The sequence below is a fragment of the Kribbella sindirgiensis genome (assembly GCF_004331435.1).
In the GTDB taxonomy this organism is placed as follows: Bacteria; Actinomycetota; Actinomycetes; order Propionibacteriales; family Kribbellaceae; genus Kribbella; species Kribbella sindirgiensis.
Genome location: NZ_SJKA01000006.1, coordinates 253,282 through 266,993 on the forward strand (window position 1 = coordinate 253,282; position 13,712 = coordinate 266,993).

The 13,712-nt window shown below is 68.8% G+C and carries 20 protein-coding genes; 15 read left to right on the forward strand and 5 right to left on the reverse strand.

Going from position 1 to position 13,712, the window contains the following annotated elements; genetic code table 11:
* Nucleotides 1-25 precede the first annotated feature (25 nt).
* Nucleotides 26-931, forward strand: coding sequence for a GNAT family N-acetyltransferase (locus E0H50_RS19020; protein ID WP_131290158.1), 906 nt, complete (start codon nt 26-28; stop codon nt 929-931).
* Nucleotides 932-1,021: 90 nt separating this feature from the next.
* Nucleotides 1,022-1,906: a GNAT family N-acetyltransferase gene (locus E0H50_RS19025; RefSeq protein WP_131290161.1), complete on the forward strand. Its 885-nt coding sequence runs from the start codon at nt 1,022-1,024 to the stop codon at nt 1,904-1,906.
* On the opposite strand, the gene E0H50_RS19030 is transcribed toward E0H50_RS19025, so the two are convergent.
* Together E0H50_RS19030 and E0H50_RS19035 are read right to left on the reverse strand one after the other, a co-directional pair.
* Entirely contained in the window at nt 1,903-2,358 is a 456-nt protein-coding gene (locus E0H50_RS19030) for a MaoC family dehydratase (RefSeq protein WP_131290163.1), read from the reverse strand. The genes E0H50_RS19025 and E0H50_RS19030 overlap by 4 nt on opposite strands.
* A gap of 36 nt (nt 2,359-2,394) precedes the next feature.
* Complete coding sequence (locus tag E0H50_RS19035) at nt 2,395-3,150, reverse strand: SDR family oxidoreductase (RefSeq protein ID WP_131290166.1); 756 nt, start codon at nt 3,148-3,150, stop codon at nt 2,395-2,397.
* A 90-nt stretch (nt 3,151-3,240) separates the two neighbouring features.
* On the opposite strand from E0H50_RS19035, the gene E0H50_RS19040 reads away from it, so the two are divergent.
* From E0H50_RS19040 to E0H50_RS19055, 4 genes are read left to right on the forward strand one after another with little or no spacing between them, the layout of a single operon-like run.
* Nucleotides 3,241-3,666, forward strand: coding sequence for an acyl-CoA thioesterase (locus E0H50_RS19040; RefSeq protein ID WP_238151065.1), 426 nt, complete (start codon nt 3,241-3,243; stop codon nt 3,664-3,666).
* On the forward strand, nt 3,666-4,082 hold the full coding sequence (locus tag E0H50_RS19045) for an acyl-CoA thioesterase (RefSeq protein WP_238151066.1): 417 nt from the start codon (nt 3,666-3,668) through the stop codon (nt 4,080-4,082). The genes E0H50_RS19040 and E0H50_RS19045 overlap by 1 nt, the downstream gene beginning before the upstream one ends.
* Before the next feature lie 15 nt (nt 4,083-4,097).
* On the forward strand, nt 4,098-4,517 hold the full coding sequence (locus E0H50_RS19050; RefSeq protein ID WP_131290172.1) for a globin: 420 nt from the start codon (nt 4,098-4,100) through the stop codon (nt 4,515-4,517).
* Nucleotides 4,518-4,540: 23 nt separating this feature from the next.
* Nucleotides 4,541-4,972 carry an OsmC family peroxiredoxin gene (locus tag E0H50_RS19055; protein ID WP_130381255.1) on the forward strand — a complete coding sequence of 144 codons (432 nt, stop codon included), beginning with the start codon at nt 4,541-4,543 and terminating at the stop codon, nt 4,970-4,972.
* A gap of 54 nt (nt 4,973-5,026) precedes the next feature.
* Here E0H50_RS19055 and E0H50_RS19060 read toward each other — a convergent pair whose 3' ends face one another.
* Nucleotides 5,027-5,395, reverse strand: a complete 369-nt coding sequence (locus tag E0H50_RS19060) for a LapA family protein (RefSeq protein WP_202868214.1) — start codon at nt 5,393-5,395, stop codon at nt 5,027-5,029.
* A gap of 232 nt (nt 5,396-5,627) precedes the next feature.
* Between E0H50_RS19060 and E0H50_RS19065 the strand changes: the two genes are divergently transcribed.
* Together E0H50_RS19065 and E0H50_RS19070 are read left to right on the forward strand one after the other, a co-directional pair.
* The gene (locus E0H50_RS19065) at nt 5,628-5,900 is read left to right on the forward strand and encodes a hypothetical protein (RefSeq protein ID WP_131290175.1); all 273 of its coding nucleotides are present in this window, start codon (nt 5,628-5,630) and stop codon (nt 5,898-5,900) included.
* Nucleotides 5,897-6,151 carry a hypothetical protein gene (locus tag E0H50_RS19070; protein ID WP_131290178.1) on the forward strand — a complete coding sequence of 85 codons (255 nt, stop codon included), beginning with the start codon at nt 5,897-5,899 and terminating at the stop codon, nt 6,149-6,151. The genes E0H50_RS19065 and E0H50_RS19070 overlap by 4 nt, the downstream gene beginning before the upstream one ends.
* 72 nt (nt 6,152-6,223) lie before the next feature.
* Here E0H50_RS19070 and E0H50_RS19075 read toward each other — a convergent pair whose 3' ends face one another.
* Nucleotides 6,224-6,955, reverse strand: coding sequence for a mechanosensitive ion channel family protein (locus E0H50_RS19075; protein WP_238151067.1), 732 nt, complete (start codon nt 6,953-6,955; stop codon nt 6,224-6,226).
* Between the two features lie 101 nt (nt 6,956-7,056).
* Between E0H50_RS19075 and E0H50_RS19080 the strand changes: the two genes are divergently transcribed.
* The 7 genes from E0H50_RS19080 (at nt 7,057) to E0H50_RS19110 (ending at nt 12,878) form a co-directional block, all read left to right on the forward strand.
* Entirely contained in the window at nt 7,057-8,070 is a 1,014-nt protein-coding gene (locus tag E0H50_RS19080; RefSeq protein WP_131290184.1) for a DUF2157 domain-containing protein, read from the forward strand.
* Between the two features lie 53 nt (nt 8,071-8,123).
* Nucleotides 8,124-10,241: a 4-alpha-glucanotransferase gene (gene malQ, locus E0H50_RS19085; RefSeq protein WP_131290187.1), complete on the forward strand. Its 2,118-nt coding sequence runs from the start codon at nt 8,124-8,126 to the stop codon at nt 10,239-10,241.
* 117 nt (nt 10,242-10,358) lie between these two features.
* Nucleotides 10,359-10,958 carry a lytic polysaccharide monooxygenase auxiliary activity family 9 protein gene (locus E0H50_RS19090; RefSeq protein WP_131290189.1) on the forward strand — a complete coding sequence of 200 codons (600 nt, stop codon included), beginning with the start codon at nt 10,359-10,361 and terminating at the stop codon, nt 10,956-10,958.
* Between the two features lie 81 nt (nt 10,959-11,039).
* Nucleotides 11,040-11,543, forward strand: a complete 504-nt coding sequence (locus tag E0H50_RS19095) for a hypothetical protein (RefSeq protein ID WP_131290192.1) — start codon at nt 11,040-11,042, stop codon at nt 11,541-11,543.
* Between the two features lie 67 nt (nt 11,544-11,610).
* The gene (ctaJ, locus tag E0H50_RS19100) at nt 11,611-11,907 is read left to right on the forward strand and encodes an aa3-type cytochrome oxidase subunit CtaJ (RefSeq protein WP_131290194.1); all 297 of its coding nucleotides are present in this window, start codon (nt 11,611-11,613) and stop codon (nt 11,905-11,907) included.
* Complete coding sequence (locus E0H50_RS19105; protein ID WP_238151068.1) at nt 11,894-12,295, forward strand: DUF5130 family protein; 402 nt, start codon at nt 11,894-11,896, stop codon at nt 12,293-12,295. Before ctaJ ends, E0H50_RS19105 begins: the two co-directional genes overlap by 14 nt.
* 1 nt (nt 12,296) lies before the next feature.
* Complete coding sequence (locus E0H50_RS19110) at nt 12,297-12,878, forward strand: GNAT family N-acetyltransferase (RefSeq protein WP_131290200.1); 582 nt, start codon at nt 12,297-12,299, stop codon at nt 12,876-12,878.
* On the opposite strand, the gene E0H50_RS19115 is transcribed toward E0H50_RS19110, so the two are convergent.
* Nucleotides 12,860-13,549: a hypothetical protein gene (locus E0H50_RS19115; protein WP_131290203.1), complete on the reverse strand. Its 690-nt coding sequence runs from the start codon at nt 13,547-13,549 to the stop codon at nt 12,860-12,862. The two genes, E0H50_RS19110 and E0H50_RS19115, sit on opposite strands and share 19 nt — an antisense overlap.
* Between the last annotated feature and the right edge of the window lie 163 nt (nt 13,550-13,712).

Consider the following 13,712-nt stretch of genomic DNA (forward strand, 5'->3'; position numbering starts at 1 on the left):
ACGGCGTGCTGGCTAAGGTCCGGCCATGACGACTCGGGCGGCGATACGGCAGGCGACGGCGGACGACGCCGAGGCGGTGGCGGCAGTGCGGGCGCTGGTGGCGCCGTACAAGATCATGTCGCCCGCGGCGACGCGGCACATGCTGACCGTCCAGTCGCCGGGGGAGCGGTTCCTGCCGCTGGTCGCCGAACGCGACGGCGAGGTCGTCGCCTGGGCGTCGGCCGGCCTGAACGTCTGGACGAGCGAGCCGGGCCAGGCCCACCTGAGCATCTACGTGCACCCGGAGCACCGCAAGCAGGGCATCGGCAGCGAGCTCGCCGATCGGCTGCACCAGCACCTCACCGAGGTCGGGGCGATCCGGGTCCGGACGTTCGTCCAGCCCGACGGTCTCGAGTTCGCCCGCAACCTCGGGTACGACGGGACGCGGCAGATGCACTTCTCCGGCATCGACCTGACGTCGTCGTTGCCCGAGCCCCCGGAGACGCCTGAGGGGATCGAACTCGTCGCCCTCGACACCGTCGACCCGCACACGGCGTACACCGCCGACGCGATCGCCTCGCTGGACGAGCCGAGTGACTCGCCGCTGGACGCGGTCGACTACGACCAGTGGCTGGAAGAGATCTGGAACGGTCCGGCCATGGACAAGGCGCTCAGTGTCGCGGCGATGGCCGGCGACGAGGTGGTGGCGTTCACCGTGGTCGAGACCGATACCGACCGGATGTGGTCGGGCATGACGGGCACGATTCCGGGGTACCGCGGGAAGGGGTTGGCGAAGCTGGTGAAGTCGGTCGCGCTGCGGCGCGCGGCGGCGGCCGGGATCACCGCGGCGTACACGTCGAACGACGACGAGAACGGGCCGATGCTTGCCGTGAACAACTGGCTGGGGTACCGGCGGGTGCAGACCGAACTGGGGCTGCTGAGAACCCTCTGAGACAGAGCTGTCATCAGTTTCCTACCGGTATGCACCTGAAAGAACGTTACCTTCCGGGGACTTCGTCGTTGGAGTTCCCAAGGAGTTGGGATGGAGATCAGGGCAGCAGGTCCGGGGGATGTCGACGCAGCGGTGGCGCTGCACGATGCGCTCGTGCCGTATCTGGTGATCACACGCAGTTCACTGACCCAGCGGCTGGCGGCACCGGCCGGTCCGGGGCGCGGGTCGTTCGTGGCGGAGGATGACGGCCGCCTCGTGGGGTGGGCGTCGTGCGGGCTGATCGGTGGATCGGACCCGCTGGACGGTGAGCTGCGGCTGCTGGTCCGGCCGGAGTACCGCGGCCGAGGGATCGGCACGCGGTTGCTCGAGGCCGTTCACACCAGCCTGCGGGAGGCGGGAGCCACGTCGGCGCGAGTGTTCGCCGACCCGGGCAGTGTGGAGTGGGCGGCACGGTTCGGGTACCGGCAGACCCGCCAGGTGCACTACGCGGGGATCGACCCGCGCAAGGCGCCGGACCTCCCCGAGGTCCCGAGCGAGGTGCAGCTGGTGCCGTTCACCGAGATCGACCCCAGGTTGCTGCACGCCGCGGACGAGGTTGCCCAGCGCACCAAGCCGGGGGACGCGAAAATCTCCTCCCAGCCGTACGACGCCTGGCTCGCCGACATCTGGAACTCCCCGGACCTGTTGCGCGCGGTGAGCGTGGCCGCGACGCACCAAGGTCAGGTCATCGCGTTCACCCGCAGCCACGGTGACGACGCCAAGATCTGGTCCAGGATGACGTCCACGCTCCCGGAGTACCGCGGCCGCGGTCTCGCCAAACTGGTCAAGGCCGCCGCCCTGCGCCGCGCCGCCGAAGCCGGTATCGAGGCCGCCTACACGGCCAACTACGACGGCAATGCCCCGATGCTCGCCGTCAACGACTGGCTCGGGTACGACCGGATCGCGACCCACGCGGTCCTGATCTGCCCGCTCTAGGGAACGAGCAGTACGACGGTTTCCGCGACGCAGGCCGGCTTGGTGGAGTTCTCCAGTTCGATCACCCAGTTGAGGGAGACCTGGATGCCCGCCGGGGTCTGTACGGCGTTCGCGATCGAGGCGCCGGCGCGGACGCGGCTGCCGACCGGGACCGGGGCGGGGAAGCGGACCTTGTTGACGCCGTAGTTGAGTTTCGCGGTCACGCCCTCGACCTTGAACAGCTCCTCGCCGAAGCGGGCGATCAGGCTCAGCGTCAGGTAGCCGTGCGCGATCGTCCCGCCGTACGGGCCCTTGGCGGCCCGGTCGACGTCGACATGGATCCACTGGTGGTCACCGGTTGCCTCGGCGAACTGGTTCACCTGCTCCTGGGTGATCTCCAGCCACTCGGTCTCGCCGAGCGGGGTGCCGACTGCGTGCACCACCTCGTCGATGCCGTCGTACGTCTGCGGCATGTCGGCTTCCCTCTCAGTTCCCAGTCGGGTTGCGGGTCAGTTGCGGGGTCCGCCGGCGACGTACAGGACCTGGCCGGACACGAAGCCGGCCTCCTCGCTGCAGAAGAACGACGCGGCGGCGGCGATGTCCGCGGGCGTGCCGGTCCGGTTCACCGGGATGGTGGCGGCGGTGGCCTTCTTGAACTCCTCGAAGTCGACACCGACCCGGGCCGCGGTGGCCGCGGTCATGTCGGTCTCGATGAAGCCCGGCGCGATCGCGTTCGCGGTGACACCGAACTTGCCCAGCTCGATCGCGAGCGTCTTCGCCAGACCCTGCAGGCCGGCCTTCGCGGAGGCGTAGTTCGCCTGGCCGCGGTTGCCGAGCGCCGACGTCGACGAGAGGAAGACGAGGCGTCCGTACTTGGCCTCGACCATGTGCGCCTGGCAGGCCTTCGACATCAGGAAGCTGCCCTTGAGGTGCACGGACATGACCGTGTCCCAGTCGTCCTCGGACATCTTGAACAGCAGGTTGTCCCGCAGTACGCCGGCGTTGTTGACCAGGATCGTCGGCGCGCCCAGTTCCGCGACCACGCGCTCGACGGCGGCGCCCACCTGGTCGGACTTGCTGACGTCGGCACCGACCGCGATCGCCGTACCGCCGGCCTCGGTGATCGCCTTCACGGTCCCCGCGCAGGCGCCCTCGTCGAGGTCGATGACCGCGACGGCGTTCCCGTCCGCGGCGAGCCGCTGCGCGACGGCCGCGCCGATTCCCCGGGCCGCCCCGGTCACGATCGCCACCCGCTGCGTGCTCATCCACCACTCCAATCGATGCACTGGTCTGCAGAAGATGACATTACCCACGGTCAGTCACCCGGGAAGTACCCCGGATGACATGATCGTCGTGTGGATCATCACAACCGCCACGTCTACCACTGCCCGTTGCGGTGGGGCGACATGGACGCGCTCGGTCACGTCAACAACGGCCGGTACGTCGACTACCTCCAGGACGCCCGCGTCGACTTCCTGTTCCGGACCGCGAAGGAACTCGGCGCCGACAACCTCGAGACCGGTCTGCTGGTGGCCCGGCACGAGGTGCAGTACCGCGCGCCGCTGCACTTCCGCCCCGAACCGGTGCGGATCGAGCTCTGGATCAGTGAGATCCGGGCGGCGTCGTTCACGGTCGACTACGAGATCCTCGACGCCGAGCCGGAGCGCCGTACCTATGTCGAGGCGAAGACGAAGCTGGTCCCGTTCGACTTCGCGGCCAACCGCCTGCGCCGGATCACCCCGGTCGAGCGCGAGGCCCTGCAGAAGCTGGTGGGTGCCTGATGTACACACACCCTGTCCTGGTCCGGTGGTCGGACATCGACTCGTACGACCACGTGAACAACGTGCGGTACTTCGACTACCTGCAGGAGGCCCGGATCGCGTTCCTCGGGCAGGTGACGGAGGCCACGGGCGACTTCTTCGCGCAGTACCCGTGCGTGCTGGTCAGCCAGACGGTCGACTACCTGCGGCCGATCCTGCTGCGGCACCCGCCGTACGACGTGGACGTGTGGATCGCCGCCGTCGGTACGTCGTCGTACACGCTCGGCTCGCGGATCGTCGACCGCAGTGGCGAGTCGGAGGACGTGTACGCCAAGGCGGAGTCGGTGATCGTCGCCGTGGACGGTACGACGCACGCGAAACGAGCCCTCGGAGACACCGAACGGGCAGCCCTGCTCAAGCACGTTGTGACGCCTTGAGAGACTAGAGCCGACATGACTGAGCAGCAGAGCTTCTACGACGCCGTCGGTGGGGCGGACACCTTCCACCGCTTGGTGGCAGCGTTCTACCGCGGTGTTGCCGCCGACCCGGAGCTGCGGGCGATGTACCCGGAGGAGGACCTCGGCCCGGCCGAGGTGCGCTTCCGGATGTTCCTCGAGCAGTACTGGGGCGGCCCCAAGACCTACTCCGAGCAGCGCGGGCACCCCCGGCTGCGGATGCGGCACGCCCCGTTCGCCGTCACCCCGAGTGCACGGGACCGCTGGCTCGGCCACATGCGGGCCGCGCTCGACGAGATCGCCCTGGCCCCGGAGCGGGACGAGGAGATCTGGCGCTACATGGTGATGGCCGCGCACAGCATGGTGAACACCGACGAACCGCAGTACCCGGGCGCGATCGACGTGTCCGGCCGCTGAACCTTCTAAGGAGAAACACGAGCATGGCTGCTACCCGTACCGCCAAGGCCCACTGGGAAGGCTCGCTGCTGGAGGGCGGCGGTCAGGTCAACCTGGAGTCGTCCGGTCTCGGCTCCTTCGACGTGACCTGGGCCGCGCGCACCGAGCCGGAGGCCAGCGGCCGGACCAGCCCGGAGGAGCTGCTCGGCGCGGCGCACTCGGCGTGCTTCTCGATGGCGCTGTCGCACGCGCTGGCGCAGGCCGGTAACCCGCCGGCGTCGCTGGACACCCAGGCCGACGTGACCTTCCAGCCGGGTGAGGGCATCACCGGCATCAAGCTGTCCGTGAACGGCAACGTGCCGGGTCTGACCGCCGACGAGTTCGCCGAGTTCGCCGAGGGCGCGAAGAAGAACTGCCCGGTCTCGCAGGCCCTGACCGGAACGACGATCACCCTGGACGTCACCTTCACCGCCTGAGCGCACCCGATGCCCCGGTGAGCTGTGCAGCTCACCGGGGCTTGGCGTTGAGCGTCACGACGAGACCTCGGTCCTCCGGCGGCGCACGACGCGGCGCAGTTGAGTCATCCGGGCTGCGCCGATCGTCGTGGCCACGATGGTCGTAGCGACACCGGCGATGAACAGGGCGAGCGCGAGCGGCAGGGAGCCCTCCATCCAGAGGAAGTGGACCTTCACGCTGCTGGTGTTCTGCAGCATGAAGATGATCAGGACGACGAGACCGACCACGGCGGCGCAGACCCCGAACCACGCGGCACTGATCCGCGTCCGCGGAGCCTTGGGCGCCAGCGGTTTCGAGGGTTCGTCGACGGCCGGCATCGGCGTGACGGGCGCCGGCGTCGCCGGTGCCTTGCGCGTGTTGCGCGTGCGATGAGGTACGGACATGACAATCCCCTACGTGAGGGCCGGTGTGGCTGGCAGCCTCAAAACGGGGTGTCGTCGATTCCGGAACTACTCCGACAGTACGCCTGACCGGACCGGAAAGACATGGCGGGCACGAGCCCGAACGCGCTGTCCACGCGCTCGTGAGCCGAGCGGGTAGAGTGGAGACACTCCGGAGCGATGGCATTCCAGGTGGCATGTCGGGATCCCCCGCAGCCGACGAGGGGATATCCCAATGTCGATCCGATCCCTCCCAGCCGCACGCGGCGCATCCAGGCGCTCCGCTGCTGACCACGATCTCCATTGCCTGTTCGACGAGATCACGTCAGCTCGCGTCGCCGATCGGCAAGCCCGAGGACAGCGGCGTCCGGACACTCCGTCCCGCCGCGACACGGCGCGGCTCGCGCTGTCGCTCGTTGCCTACGCGCGGGCGCTGGAGCGGTACCGGCTCCCCGTGCCGCCGGTGATCCGCGACGAGCTCCGCCTGCGCAGCGGACTCCCGTCATGAACGGCACGGGACAAGTCCCGATCTCGCACGCCCACGCAGACTGGACCCTGCGCAGCTTCGCGCTCCCCGGACACGTCCAGGTCCTGACGGCGACGGGTTGGCGCCGAGGCTGGCTGGTCGCTCGCGACAACGGTCCAGCCGGTTGGAGAGGGCTCGTGCAGTACGAGTTCGGTGACCTGGAGATCACCGAGTACCTCGCGGCCGACCACATCGCCTCGCCGGACCTCTGGCTCACGGACGAGCGCGGCTAGACGCCCGACGACGAGGCCGAACCGCCTGTTCCCGGTTCCCGAGAGACGGTGCGGGGTGGTCGAGGGATCGCCTCAGCCTCGGGTTCCGTCCTGCTTTCCGGTCACCGCACTTTCGTCGCCGGCGGCCTCTTCCTCCTTCTCGGTGCCGGAGCCGACGCCGGAGGAGGCGGTGCTGTCCGGGTCGCGGGTGGTCAGGTTGCCGACCCGGAGCACCTCGCCGTTGCGGACGTACCAGGTGGTGCCGTCCTCGCCGCGCAGGGTGGTGATCCGCAGGCCGACCGCGACCACGACACCGGTCGCCTTCTCCATGTCGATCAGGTCGCCCACGCCGTACTGGTCCTCGAAGATCATGAACACGCCGGCCAGGAAGTCCTTCACCAGCGTCTGTGCGCCGAAGCCGAGCGCGACACCGATGATGCTCGCGGACGCGATCACCGGCAGGATGTTGAAGCCGAGCTCGGCGAGCACCATCACGACCAGGACGGCGGTGAGCACGATCGTGACGACGCTGCTGAGCAGCGAGGCGATCGTCTCGGCGCGCTGTGTCCGGCGCTCGGTGGCGAGCGTGCTCTCCACGAACCCCTGGCCGAGCTTCGACTTGGCCAGGACGCCGGCCACGGCGCCGTTCCCGGTCCGCCGGGCGAACCGCCGGATGATCTTGTGCAGCAGCCAGCGGAGCACGAAGAAGCCGATGATCAGACCGGCGATCCGGGCCGGCACGACCACGATCTGATCGGTCACCTCCAGCTTGCCGTCGCTACCGGTCCGGAAGAACGTCGGGAACGTCTCCGGCAGACTGAACAACGGCGAAAACAGGGGGTGACTGACTAGGGACTGAAGGTAGCTGGTCAGAATAGGCATCTCGCCGCCTGATGTTAGTAGGGCTGACAAGGAGACGGAAAAGCATGTCGAGCCGGCTGGACGACGAGCTGTCCAGGCTCGTGAGCGCTGGTGTGCTGCGCCAGTACCAGGCCGACTCGATCCGGGACGCCGCCGATGCGGAGATCGACGCGGCGCTCGCGGACCCCGGTCGGCCGCGCCCGCGGCCCGAATCTGCCGAGCCCGCCGGTCCTGAGCCGGCCCAGGAGAAGCCGTCGCCGTCCGCGCCCCACACCAGCGCGCTGGTCGAGGTGCTCGGCTACATCGGCGGCGCGCTGCTGCTCGGTGCCGTCGCGCTCCTGACCTTGGCGAACTGGGGCGAAATGGGCCGTGCCGCGCGGATCACCACCGGTACGGCGGCCGCGGTCGTCCTGCTCGGCTCGGCTGTGGTCCTGGCGCTGCTGCGACGGCGGGAACAGCTGAGTTCGGCGCTCGCGGCGCTGGGGTGTTGCGTGGCCGGGTTCGCGACGTACGTGGCGGTCGAGGGGGAAACCGGACGGGTCGTCGGGGTGGTGGTCGCGCTGGCGCTGGCCGCCGGGGGAGTGTGGTGGCTCAAGGAACCGTCGTTGCTCGTGGCAACTTTTGGGATCCTGGCCGTGGGTGTGTTGGTGATCACGGCGGACGTCCTCACTCCGGACACCGGGTCGGCCCCGAACAGCGCGGGGATCGCCGGGACCGGGTTCATCCTGGTGGCCTTCGTGTTCGCGATACTCGGCCTGGTCCGCGATCAGGTGACGTCGTGGTCACTGGCCGGAGCCGCGATGTTCAGCTCCTCGATCTGCTGGCTGGTGCAGGAGCGCGGCGAAATCATGGCGCTCGCAGTCGGTACGGCAGGACCTGCGGCGTTGCTGGTCGCCTACGGGCGGACACGGCGTTCGGCGTACGCCGTGGTGGCCTGTTCGATCCTCCTGGTCATCTGGCCGACCGCCCTGTACCAACTGACCGACAACCTCGCCGGCGTGGCCATCGGCCTCGTCGTAGCCAGCGCAGTCCTCCTCCTCGCCGTACTCATGCTGAGCCGTCGCCGCTCGAACGAGTAACGCAACGCGCGCCGTTTGGCCGTTGGTGCGGTTGATGCGGCAGACTCGCTGGGGTGACTGCTCCTTCTCCGGCCCTTGTCGAGCTAGCGGTTGCCCATGGCGTGGCGACGGAGTACTGGAACTGGCAAGGCGAGCATGTGGTCGTCTCCAGTGAGGTAGTGGCCGACGTACTCGCGGCACTGGGTGTGGACGCGTCGACGCCGGAGAAGGCGGCCCTGGCGCTGGCGGAGCACCACCAGGCGCGCTGGCGTCGTACGTTGCCTGCGACCGTGGTGATGCGGCAGGGGTGGACCCCGTGGTTCGCCGTACACCTGCCACATGGCTCGCCGGCCGAGGTGTGGGTCGACCTCGAGGACGGCGGTCAGCGACGGGATATCCCGCAGCAGGACCACCTGGTCGAGCCCGAGTGGATCGACGGCGTACAGGTCGGTGAGGCGACGTTCCAGCTGCCGGGAGACCTGCCGCTCGGGTACCACCGCCTGTGCGCACGGATCGGTACCAACCCGGAGATCTCGGTCAGCACGCTGATCGTGACGCCGCGGAAGCTGGAACCGGAGAAGCTGCACCGGACGTGGGGCTGGGTGCTGCAGCTGTACTCCGTTCGCTCCCGGCGCTCCTGGGGTATCGGCGACCTGCATGACCTGGCCGACCTGGCCGCGTGGTCAGCGCATGACCTGGGCGCCGGCTTCGTACTGGTGAACCCCCTGCACGCTGCAGAGCTGGCGGGCCGCATGGAGCCTTCGCCGTACCTGCCGGCGTCGCGGCGGTTCGCGAACCCGATCTACCTGCGGATCGAGGACATCGACGAGTACGGCGACCTCGCCCCGGCGGAGCGGGACCTGGTCCGGACGCTGGCGCTGCAGGCGCGGGCGCTCAGCGAGGACTCGACGGCGCTCGACCGGGACACGGTGTGGGCAGCGAAGCGTGAGGCCTTGCAGGTGCTGTTCCGCGTGCAGCCGTCGGTGGGGCGCATCGCGGAGTACGGCGCGTACTGCGACCGGGAGAGCCAGGGGCTGATCGACTTCGCCACGTGGGCCGCGATCGCCGACGTCCACGGGCCGGAGTGGAGCAAGTGGCCCGAGGAGCTGCAGGAGCCGACCACACCGGAGGTTGTTGCCTTCCGCAACGAGAACCCGGATGCGGTGGAGTTCCACTGCTGGCTGCAGTGGCAGCTCGACGAGCAGCTCGCGCGGACCCAGGCCCGTGCCAAGGCGGCCGGTATGTCGCTGGGCGTCGTCCACGACCTCGCCGTCGGAGTGCACCCGGATGGCGCGGACGCGTGGGCCCTGCAGAACGTGCTGGCACCCAACATCCACGTGGGTGCACCGCCGGATGCCTTCAACCAGCAGGGGCAGGACTGGTCGCAGCCGCCGTGGCGGCCCAATGCGCTCGCTGAGACCGGGTACGCCGCTTGGCGGGAGCTGGTACGCGCGGTGATGCGGCACGGCGGGGGACTGCGGATCGACCACATCCTCGGGATGTTCCGGCTGTGGTGGGTGACGTCGCCGGAGCGGCCTACTGAGGGCACCTACGTGCGGTACGACCACGAGGCGCTGGTGGGCATTCTCGTGCTGGAGGCGCAGCGCTCCGGGGTGACGGTGATCGGTGAGGACCTGGGGACCGTGGAGCCCTGGGTGCGCGACTACCTGACAGAACGCGGCATTCTTGGTACGTCGGTGCTGTGGTTCGAGAGAGATGCCGACGGGAAGCCGCTGGCGCCGGAGCGGTGGCGGGAGCTGTGCCTGGCCACTGTCACCACCCACGATCTGCCGCCCACCGCCGGGTACCTCGCCGGCGACCATGTGGAGCTGCGGAACCGTCTTGGCCTGTTGACTCGCCCTGTGGAGGAAGAGCTCGCTGTCGACGAGGCGGACCGTGACGCCTGGCTCGACGCGCTCCGCGAACGCCACCTGCTCAGCAACACGGACGGCGAGGTGGCACGGATCGTCGAGGCCATGCACCGGTACGTCGCCCACACGCCGGCCAAGCTCGTCGGTGTCGCGCTGACGGATGCCGTCGGGGAACGCCGTACGCAGAATCAGCCCGGCACCACGGACGAGTACCCGAACTGGCGGGTGCCGCTCGGCGGGCCGGAGGGCGAGCCTGTGCTGGTCGAGGACCTGCCCAACAATCAGCGTCTCCGGCGCCTGATCCGCTCGCTCAATATCTAGCTTTCCGTATTCACCTGCTCACGAACCGTTGACAATAGATTTGAACGGTTGTTTTCTATTGAGCAGGAGAGGCGCCCTTCCTTCACTGTCCACCGCCCCAACAGTGCAGGAGTTCGCATGCCGCGACAACGGAAACTCAGCATGGCCGGAATTGCCGTCGGCGCATTCGCCTTGACGGTGTGTACGTCGGTTCCGCTCGCTTACGGTCACGGGTACGCCACCGGACCGGTCAGCCGGGCCAAGAACTGTCAGGACGGGGTCGTCACGAACTGCGGGCAGATCCAGTGGGAGCCGCAGAGCGTCGAAGGCCCCAAGGGATTCCCGCAGAGTGGTCCCGCGGACGGGAAGCTCTGCTCGGCAGGACTCGGCCAGTTCGCCGAGCTCGACGACCAGCGCGGCGGGACCTGGCCTGCCACGCAACTCCAAGGCGGCCAGGGGTTCACGTTCTCGTGGCACCTGACCGCGGCGCATTCGACCACCGACTTCAAGTACTACATGACCAAGCAGGGCTGGGATCCGACGCAGCCGCTGACCCGGTCCGCACTCGACCTGACTCCGTTCCTCACCGTCGCGATGAACGGCGCGCGGCCGCCGAGCGATGTGTCGCACCCGGGGACGATCCCGAGCGGCCGCTCCGGACGGCACATGGTCCTCGCGGTCTGGACGATCGCCGACACGGCGAACGCCTTCTACCAGTGTTCGGATGTTAATTTCTGATTCAACCTGAGGTTTCGGCAATATCTTTCCTGGGCAGTGCACTCCTTGAAATAACCGCCCCATATTTCAAGGAGTGTCCCCATGAAGTCATTGCTCCGTCGCGTCGCCGTACCGCTCGTCGCCGTGGTCGTCGGTCTGCTGCCCGGTGTGGTGGCGGTCGAGCAGGCGTCCGCGCTGACCAAGCTGACGCACTCGCAGGCCACGTCGATCTTCCGGGCCGCAGGCCTGACCTGGTCGTCCAGCGGTGGCTGCTCGGACCGCTACAACTCCACGTGTACGTCGTTCGAGCAGATCAACGACAGCACGGCGTACGGCGTGCGCACGCTGAAGACCGCGAGCGGGTGCGCGGTCAACATCACCGGTGGTACCGAGGTCGGGCACGCGAGCGGTACCTACAGCCACTGGAACGGGTACAAGGTCGACATCTCGAAGTACACGTGTGTGGGCAACTACATCCACAACACCTTCACCCGGATCGCCGACCGCGGCGACGGCGCCGCCCAGTGGCGCTCCGGCGCCGGCAACATCTACGCCGACGAAGGCAACCACTGGGACATCACCTACTACAACTGCGGCGGCTGCTGAGCTGTTGTGGGACCTGTGCGGGAGGGGCGTGGACCTCTCCCGTGCAGGAGGTACTAGGCTTCTGGCCGTGATTGTCGAATTGTCCGGGCACTCGTTGCTGGTGTTCGTCGGGATTCCTGTGCTGGTCATCGCCGTGCTGACGCTGCTGGTGTTCGCGTCGTCGATCGCGAACGGGCCGCGGTACCGCCCGGGCCTGTCCTGGTGGGCCCCGCCGGTCTGGATCAACGGACCGACGGCGACCAAGCCGGACCCGGCCAACCTGCCCGAGCTGCCTGAACTGACTGCGTCAACACAGGCGCCGGGTGCCACCGCGACCGCCACCGGCGTCGCCCGCACGCTCGGAGGCGCAAGTGCCAGCTGGTGACGCATTCACCCCGGACCAGCTCTACGACATCGAGCGCGCCGTCCGGTACGCCGAGGAGACCTCCGGCCTGCACTTCTCGGTGTACGTCGGCGGTGCGGACTCGGAGACCCGCCCGTTCGCCATCGAGCTGCTGAACGAGCTGGACGACCCGGACCGCACGGTTCTGGTGTACGTCGACCCGGCCGGCCGGCGTCTCGAGATCGTCATCGGTGAGCTGGCCAAGCGGCAGCTGTCCGACTCGTCCGCGGGACTGGCCGCGCTGACGATGCAGACGTCGTTCGCCACCGGCGACCTCACCGGCGGCCTGGTCACCGGCGTACAGCAGCTCGGTACGCACGCTCACCAGCCGCCGATGCTGCACGCCAACGACGAGGCGCACAAGCTCTGACGTGGCCGCTCTGCAGCCACACCGCATCGACCTGGGCGACGTCGTACTCCGCCCGTTCGTAGCGTCCGACGAACCCGCGGTCGCCCTGGCCCTGGAGGACCCAGGGATCCTGCGGTGGACCGCGGGCACGGCGGTGATCAGCTCACCCGCCGACAAGCGGGCCCGCCGCTGGCTCGAGCCGCGCATCGACGGCTGGGCGCGTGGCAACGCCGTCTTCGCGGTCGCGGACACGGCGACCGATCAGGTGATCGGCAGCGTCACGCTCCGGGACGTCCACCGGGTGCCAGACCAGGCTGTCGCGGCGTACTGGGTCAGCCCACTGGCCCGTGGCCGTCGGCTGGGCGCTCGCGCTCTGGACGCGGCCGCGCGGTGGGGCTTTGCGACCGATGGGCTCAGGCTGCACCGCATCTCGCTCGACCACTCACTGGTCAACGAGGGCTCGTGTCACGTCGCACTGCGCGCCGGGTTCCAGTTGGAGGGCGTGATGCGGGACTACTACGTCGAGCCGACCGGGCAGCGCCACGACTCGCATCTACACGCGCGCCTGGCGACGGACGCCGTACCTCAGCCTGCTGGTTCGTAGGTCGCGCAGGCGCTCTGGTACGCCGCTTGCGTGCGCGGGTCCAGGCACAGGTCGGAGAGCTGCTCCGAAGAGGTCCCCGGGCCGAGGTACACCAGCCAGGTGCCGGTGACCGGTGCCAGGGAGCTGTTGGTGATGCCCGGGTACTGGCCGTTGACCAGCATGGCTTTCGCCGGGATGCCGGCCCGCGTGATCTTGGCTGCGGTGTCCTTGGCCATCTGGCCCGCGTCGGCCGGGTACTTGTCCAGCACCGCGATCCACTGGTTCTGCTTGAACTTCGGCGAGGTCGGACCGGTGTTCACCGCGGGCGGTGTGGTCGCCTGAGCCTTCACCGACGGGCTCGGTGCCGCAGCAGACGTCGGCGGCTTCCGGTCCGCCTTCGAGGCGGTTCCGGTGGTGCCCCCGGTCGGCTCGGCCGGTGCGGCGGCGGCGCCGTTGTCGGTGCCCGAACCCATCCGCAGTCCATCGGCGGGCGAGTCCGACGGCGTACCCCGGGTGAGGATGAACGCGAACACCGCGACAATCGCCAGACTGGCGACGATCGCCGCTCCGACGGCACTGTGCGAACGCTGTGCCTTCCGCGGGCGCGCCTCGGGCGAGCTCCGCCTCGCCGCGGGCCGCTGCTGTCTGCGGGCAGCGCGAGCGGGTGGCTTGCGGTGGTCGACGCGTGTCACGGCAAGGGCCCCTCCCCAGACACCCTGGATGGATATATCCGGTGCAGCTTAAACCGAACCACCGGAGAAGTGAGCCTCTCTCAGGTGGCAAGAATCTCTTTCTCCACAAGGGAATCGCGCACCGCGCACGTGCCCTCACAATCCGCCGACGAACAATCGTTTG

What these genes read in the sequence shown, in the direction of transcription:
- E0H50_RS19080 (WP_131290184.1), top strand. Translation starts at nt 7,057, where the DNA reads ATGTCGAGCCGGCTGGACGACGAGCTGTCCAGGCTCGTGAGCGCTGGT.
- E0H50_RS19095 (WP_131290192.1), top strand. Translation starts at nt 11,040, where the DNA reads ATGAAGTCATTGCTCCGTCGCGTCGCCGTACCGCTCGTCGCCGTGGTC.
- E0H50_RS19035 (WP_131290166.1), bottom strand. Translation starts at nt 3,150, where the DNA reads ATGAGCACGCAGCGGGTGGCGATCGTGACCGGGGCGGCCCGGGGAATC.
- E0H50_RS19045 (WP_238151066.1), top strand. Translation starts at nt 3,666, where the DNA reads ATGTACACACACCCTGTCCTGGTCCGGTGGTCGGACATCGACTCGTAC.
- E0H50_RS19090 (WP_131290189.1), top strand. Translation starts at nt 10,359, where the DNA reads ATGCCGCGACAACGGAAACTCAGCATGGCCGGAATTGCCGTCGGCGCA.
- E0H50_RS19060 (WP_202868214.1), bottom strand. Translation starts at nt 5,395, where the DNA reads ATGTCCGTACCTCATCGCACGCGCAACACGCGCAAGGCACCGGCGACG.
- E0H50_RS19055 (WP_130381255.1), top strand. Translation starts at nt 4,541, where the DNA reads ATGGCTGCTACCCGTACCGCCAAGGCCCACTGGGAAGGCTCGCTGCTG.
- E0H50_RS19030 (WP_131290163.1), bottom strand. Translation starts at nt 2,358, where the DNA reads ATGCCGCAGACGTACGACGGCATCGACGAGGTGGTGCACGCAGTCGGC.
- E0H50_RS19020 (WP_131290158.1), top strand. Translation starts at nt 26, where the DNA reads ATGACGACTCGGGCGGCGATACGGCAGGCGACGGCGGACGACGCCGAG.
- E0H50_RS19065 (WP_131290175.1), top strand. Translation starts at nt 5,628, where the DNA reads ATGTCGATCCGATCCCTCCCAGCCGCACGCGGCGCATCCAGGCGCTCC.
- E0H50_RS19025 (WP_131290161.1), top strand. Translation starts at nt 1,022, where the DNA reads ATGGAGATCAGGGCAGCAGGTCCGGGGGATGTCGACGCAGCGGTGGCG.
- E0H50_RS19070 (WP_131290178.1), top strand. Translation starts at nt 5,897, where the DNA reads ATGAACGGCACGGGACAAGTCCCGATCTCGCACGCCCACGCAGACTGG.
- E0H50_RS19050 (WP_131290172.1), top strand. Translation starts at nt 4,098, where the DNA reads ATGACTGAGCAGCAGAGCTTCTACGACGCCGTCGGTGGGGCGGACACC.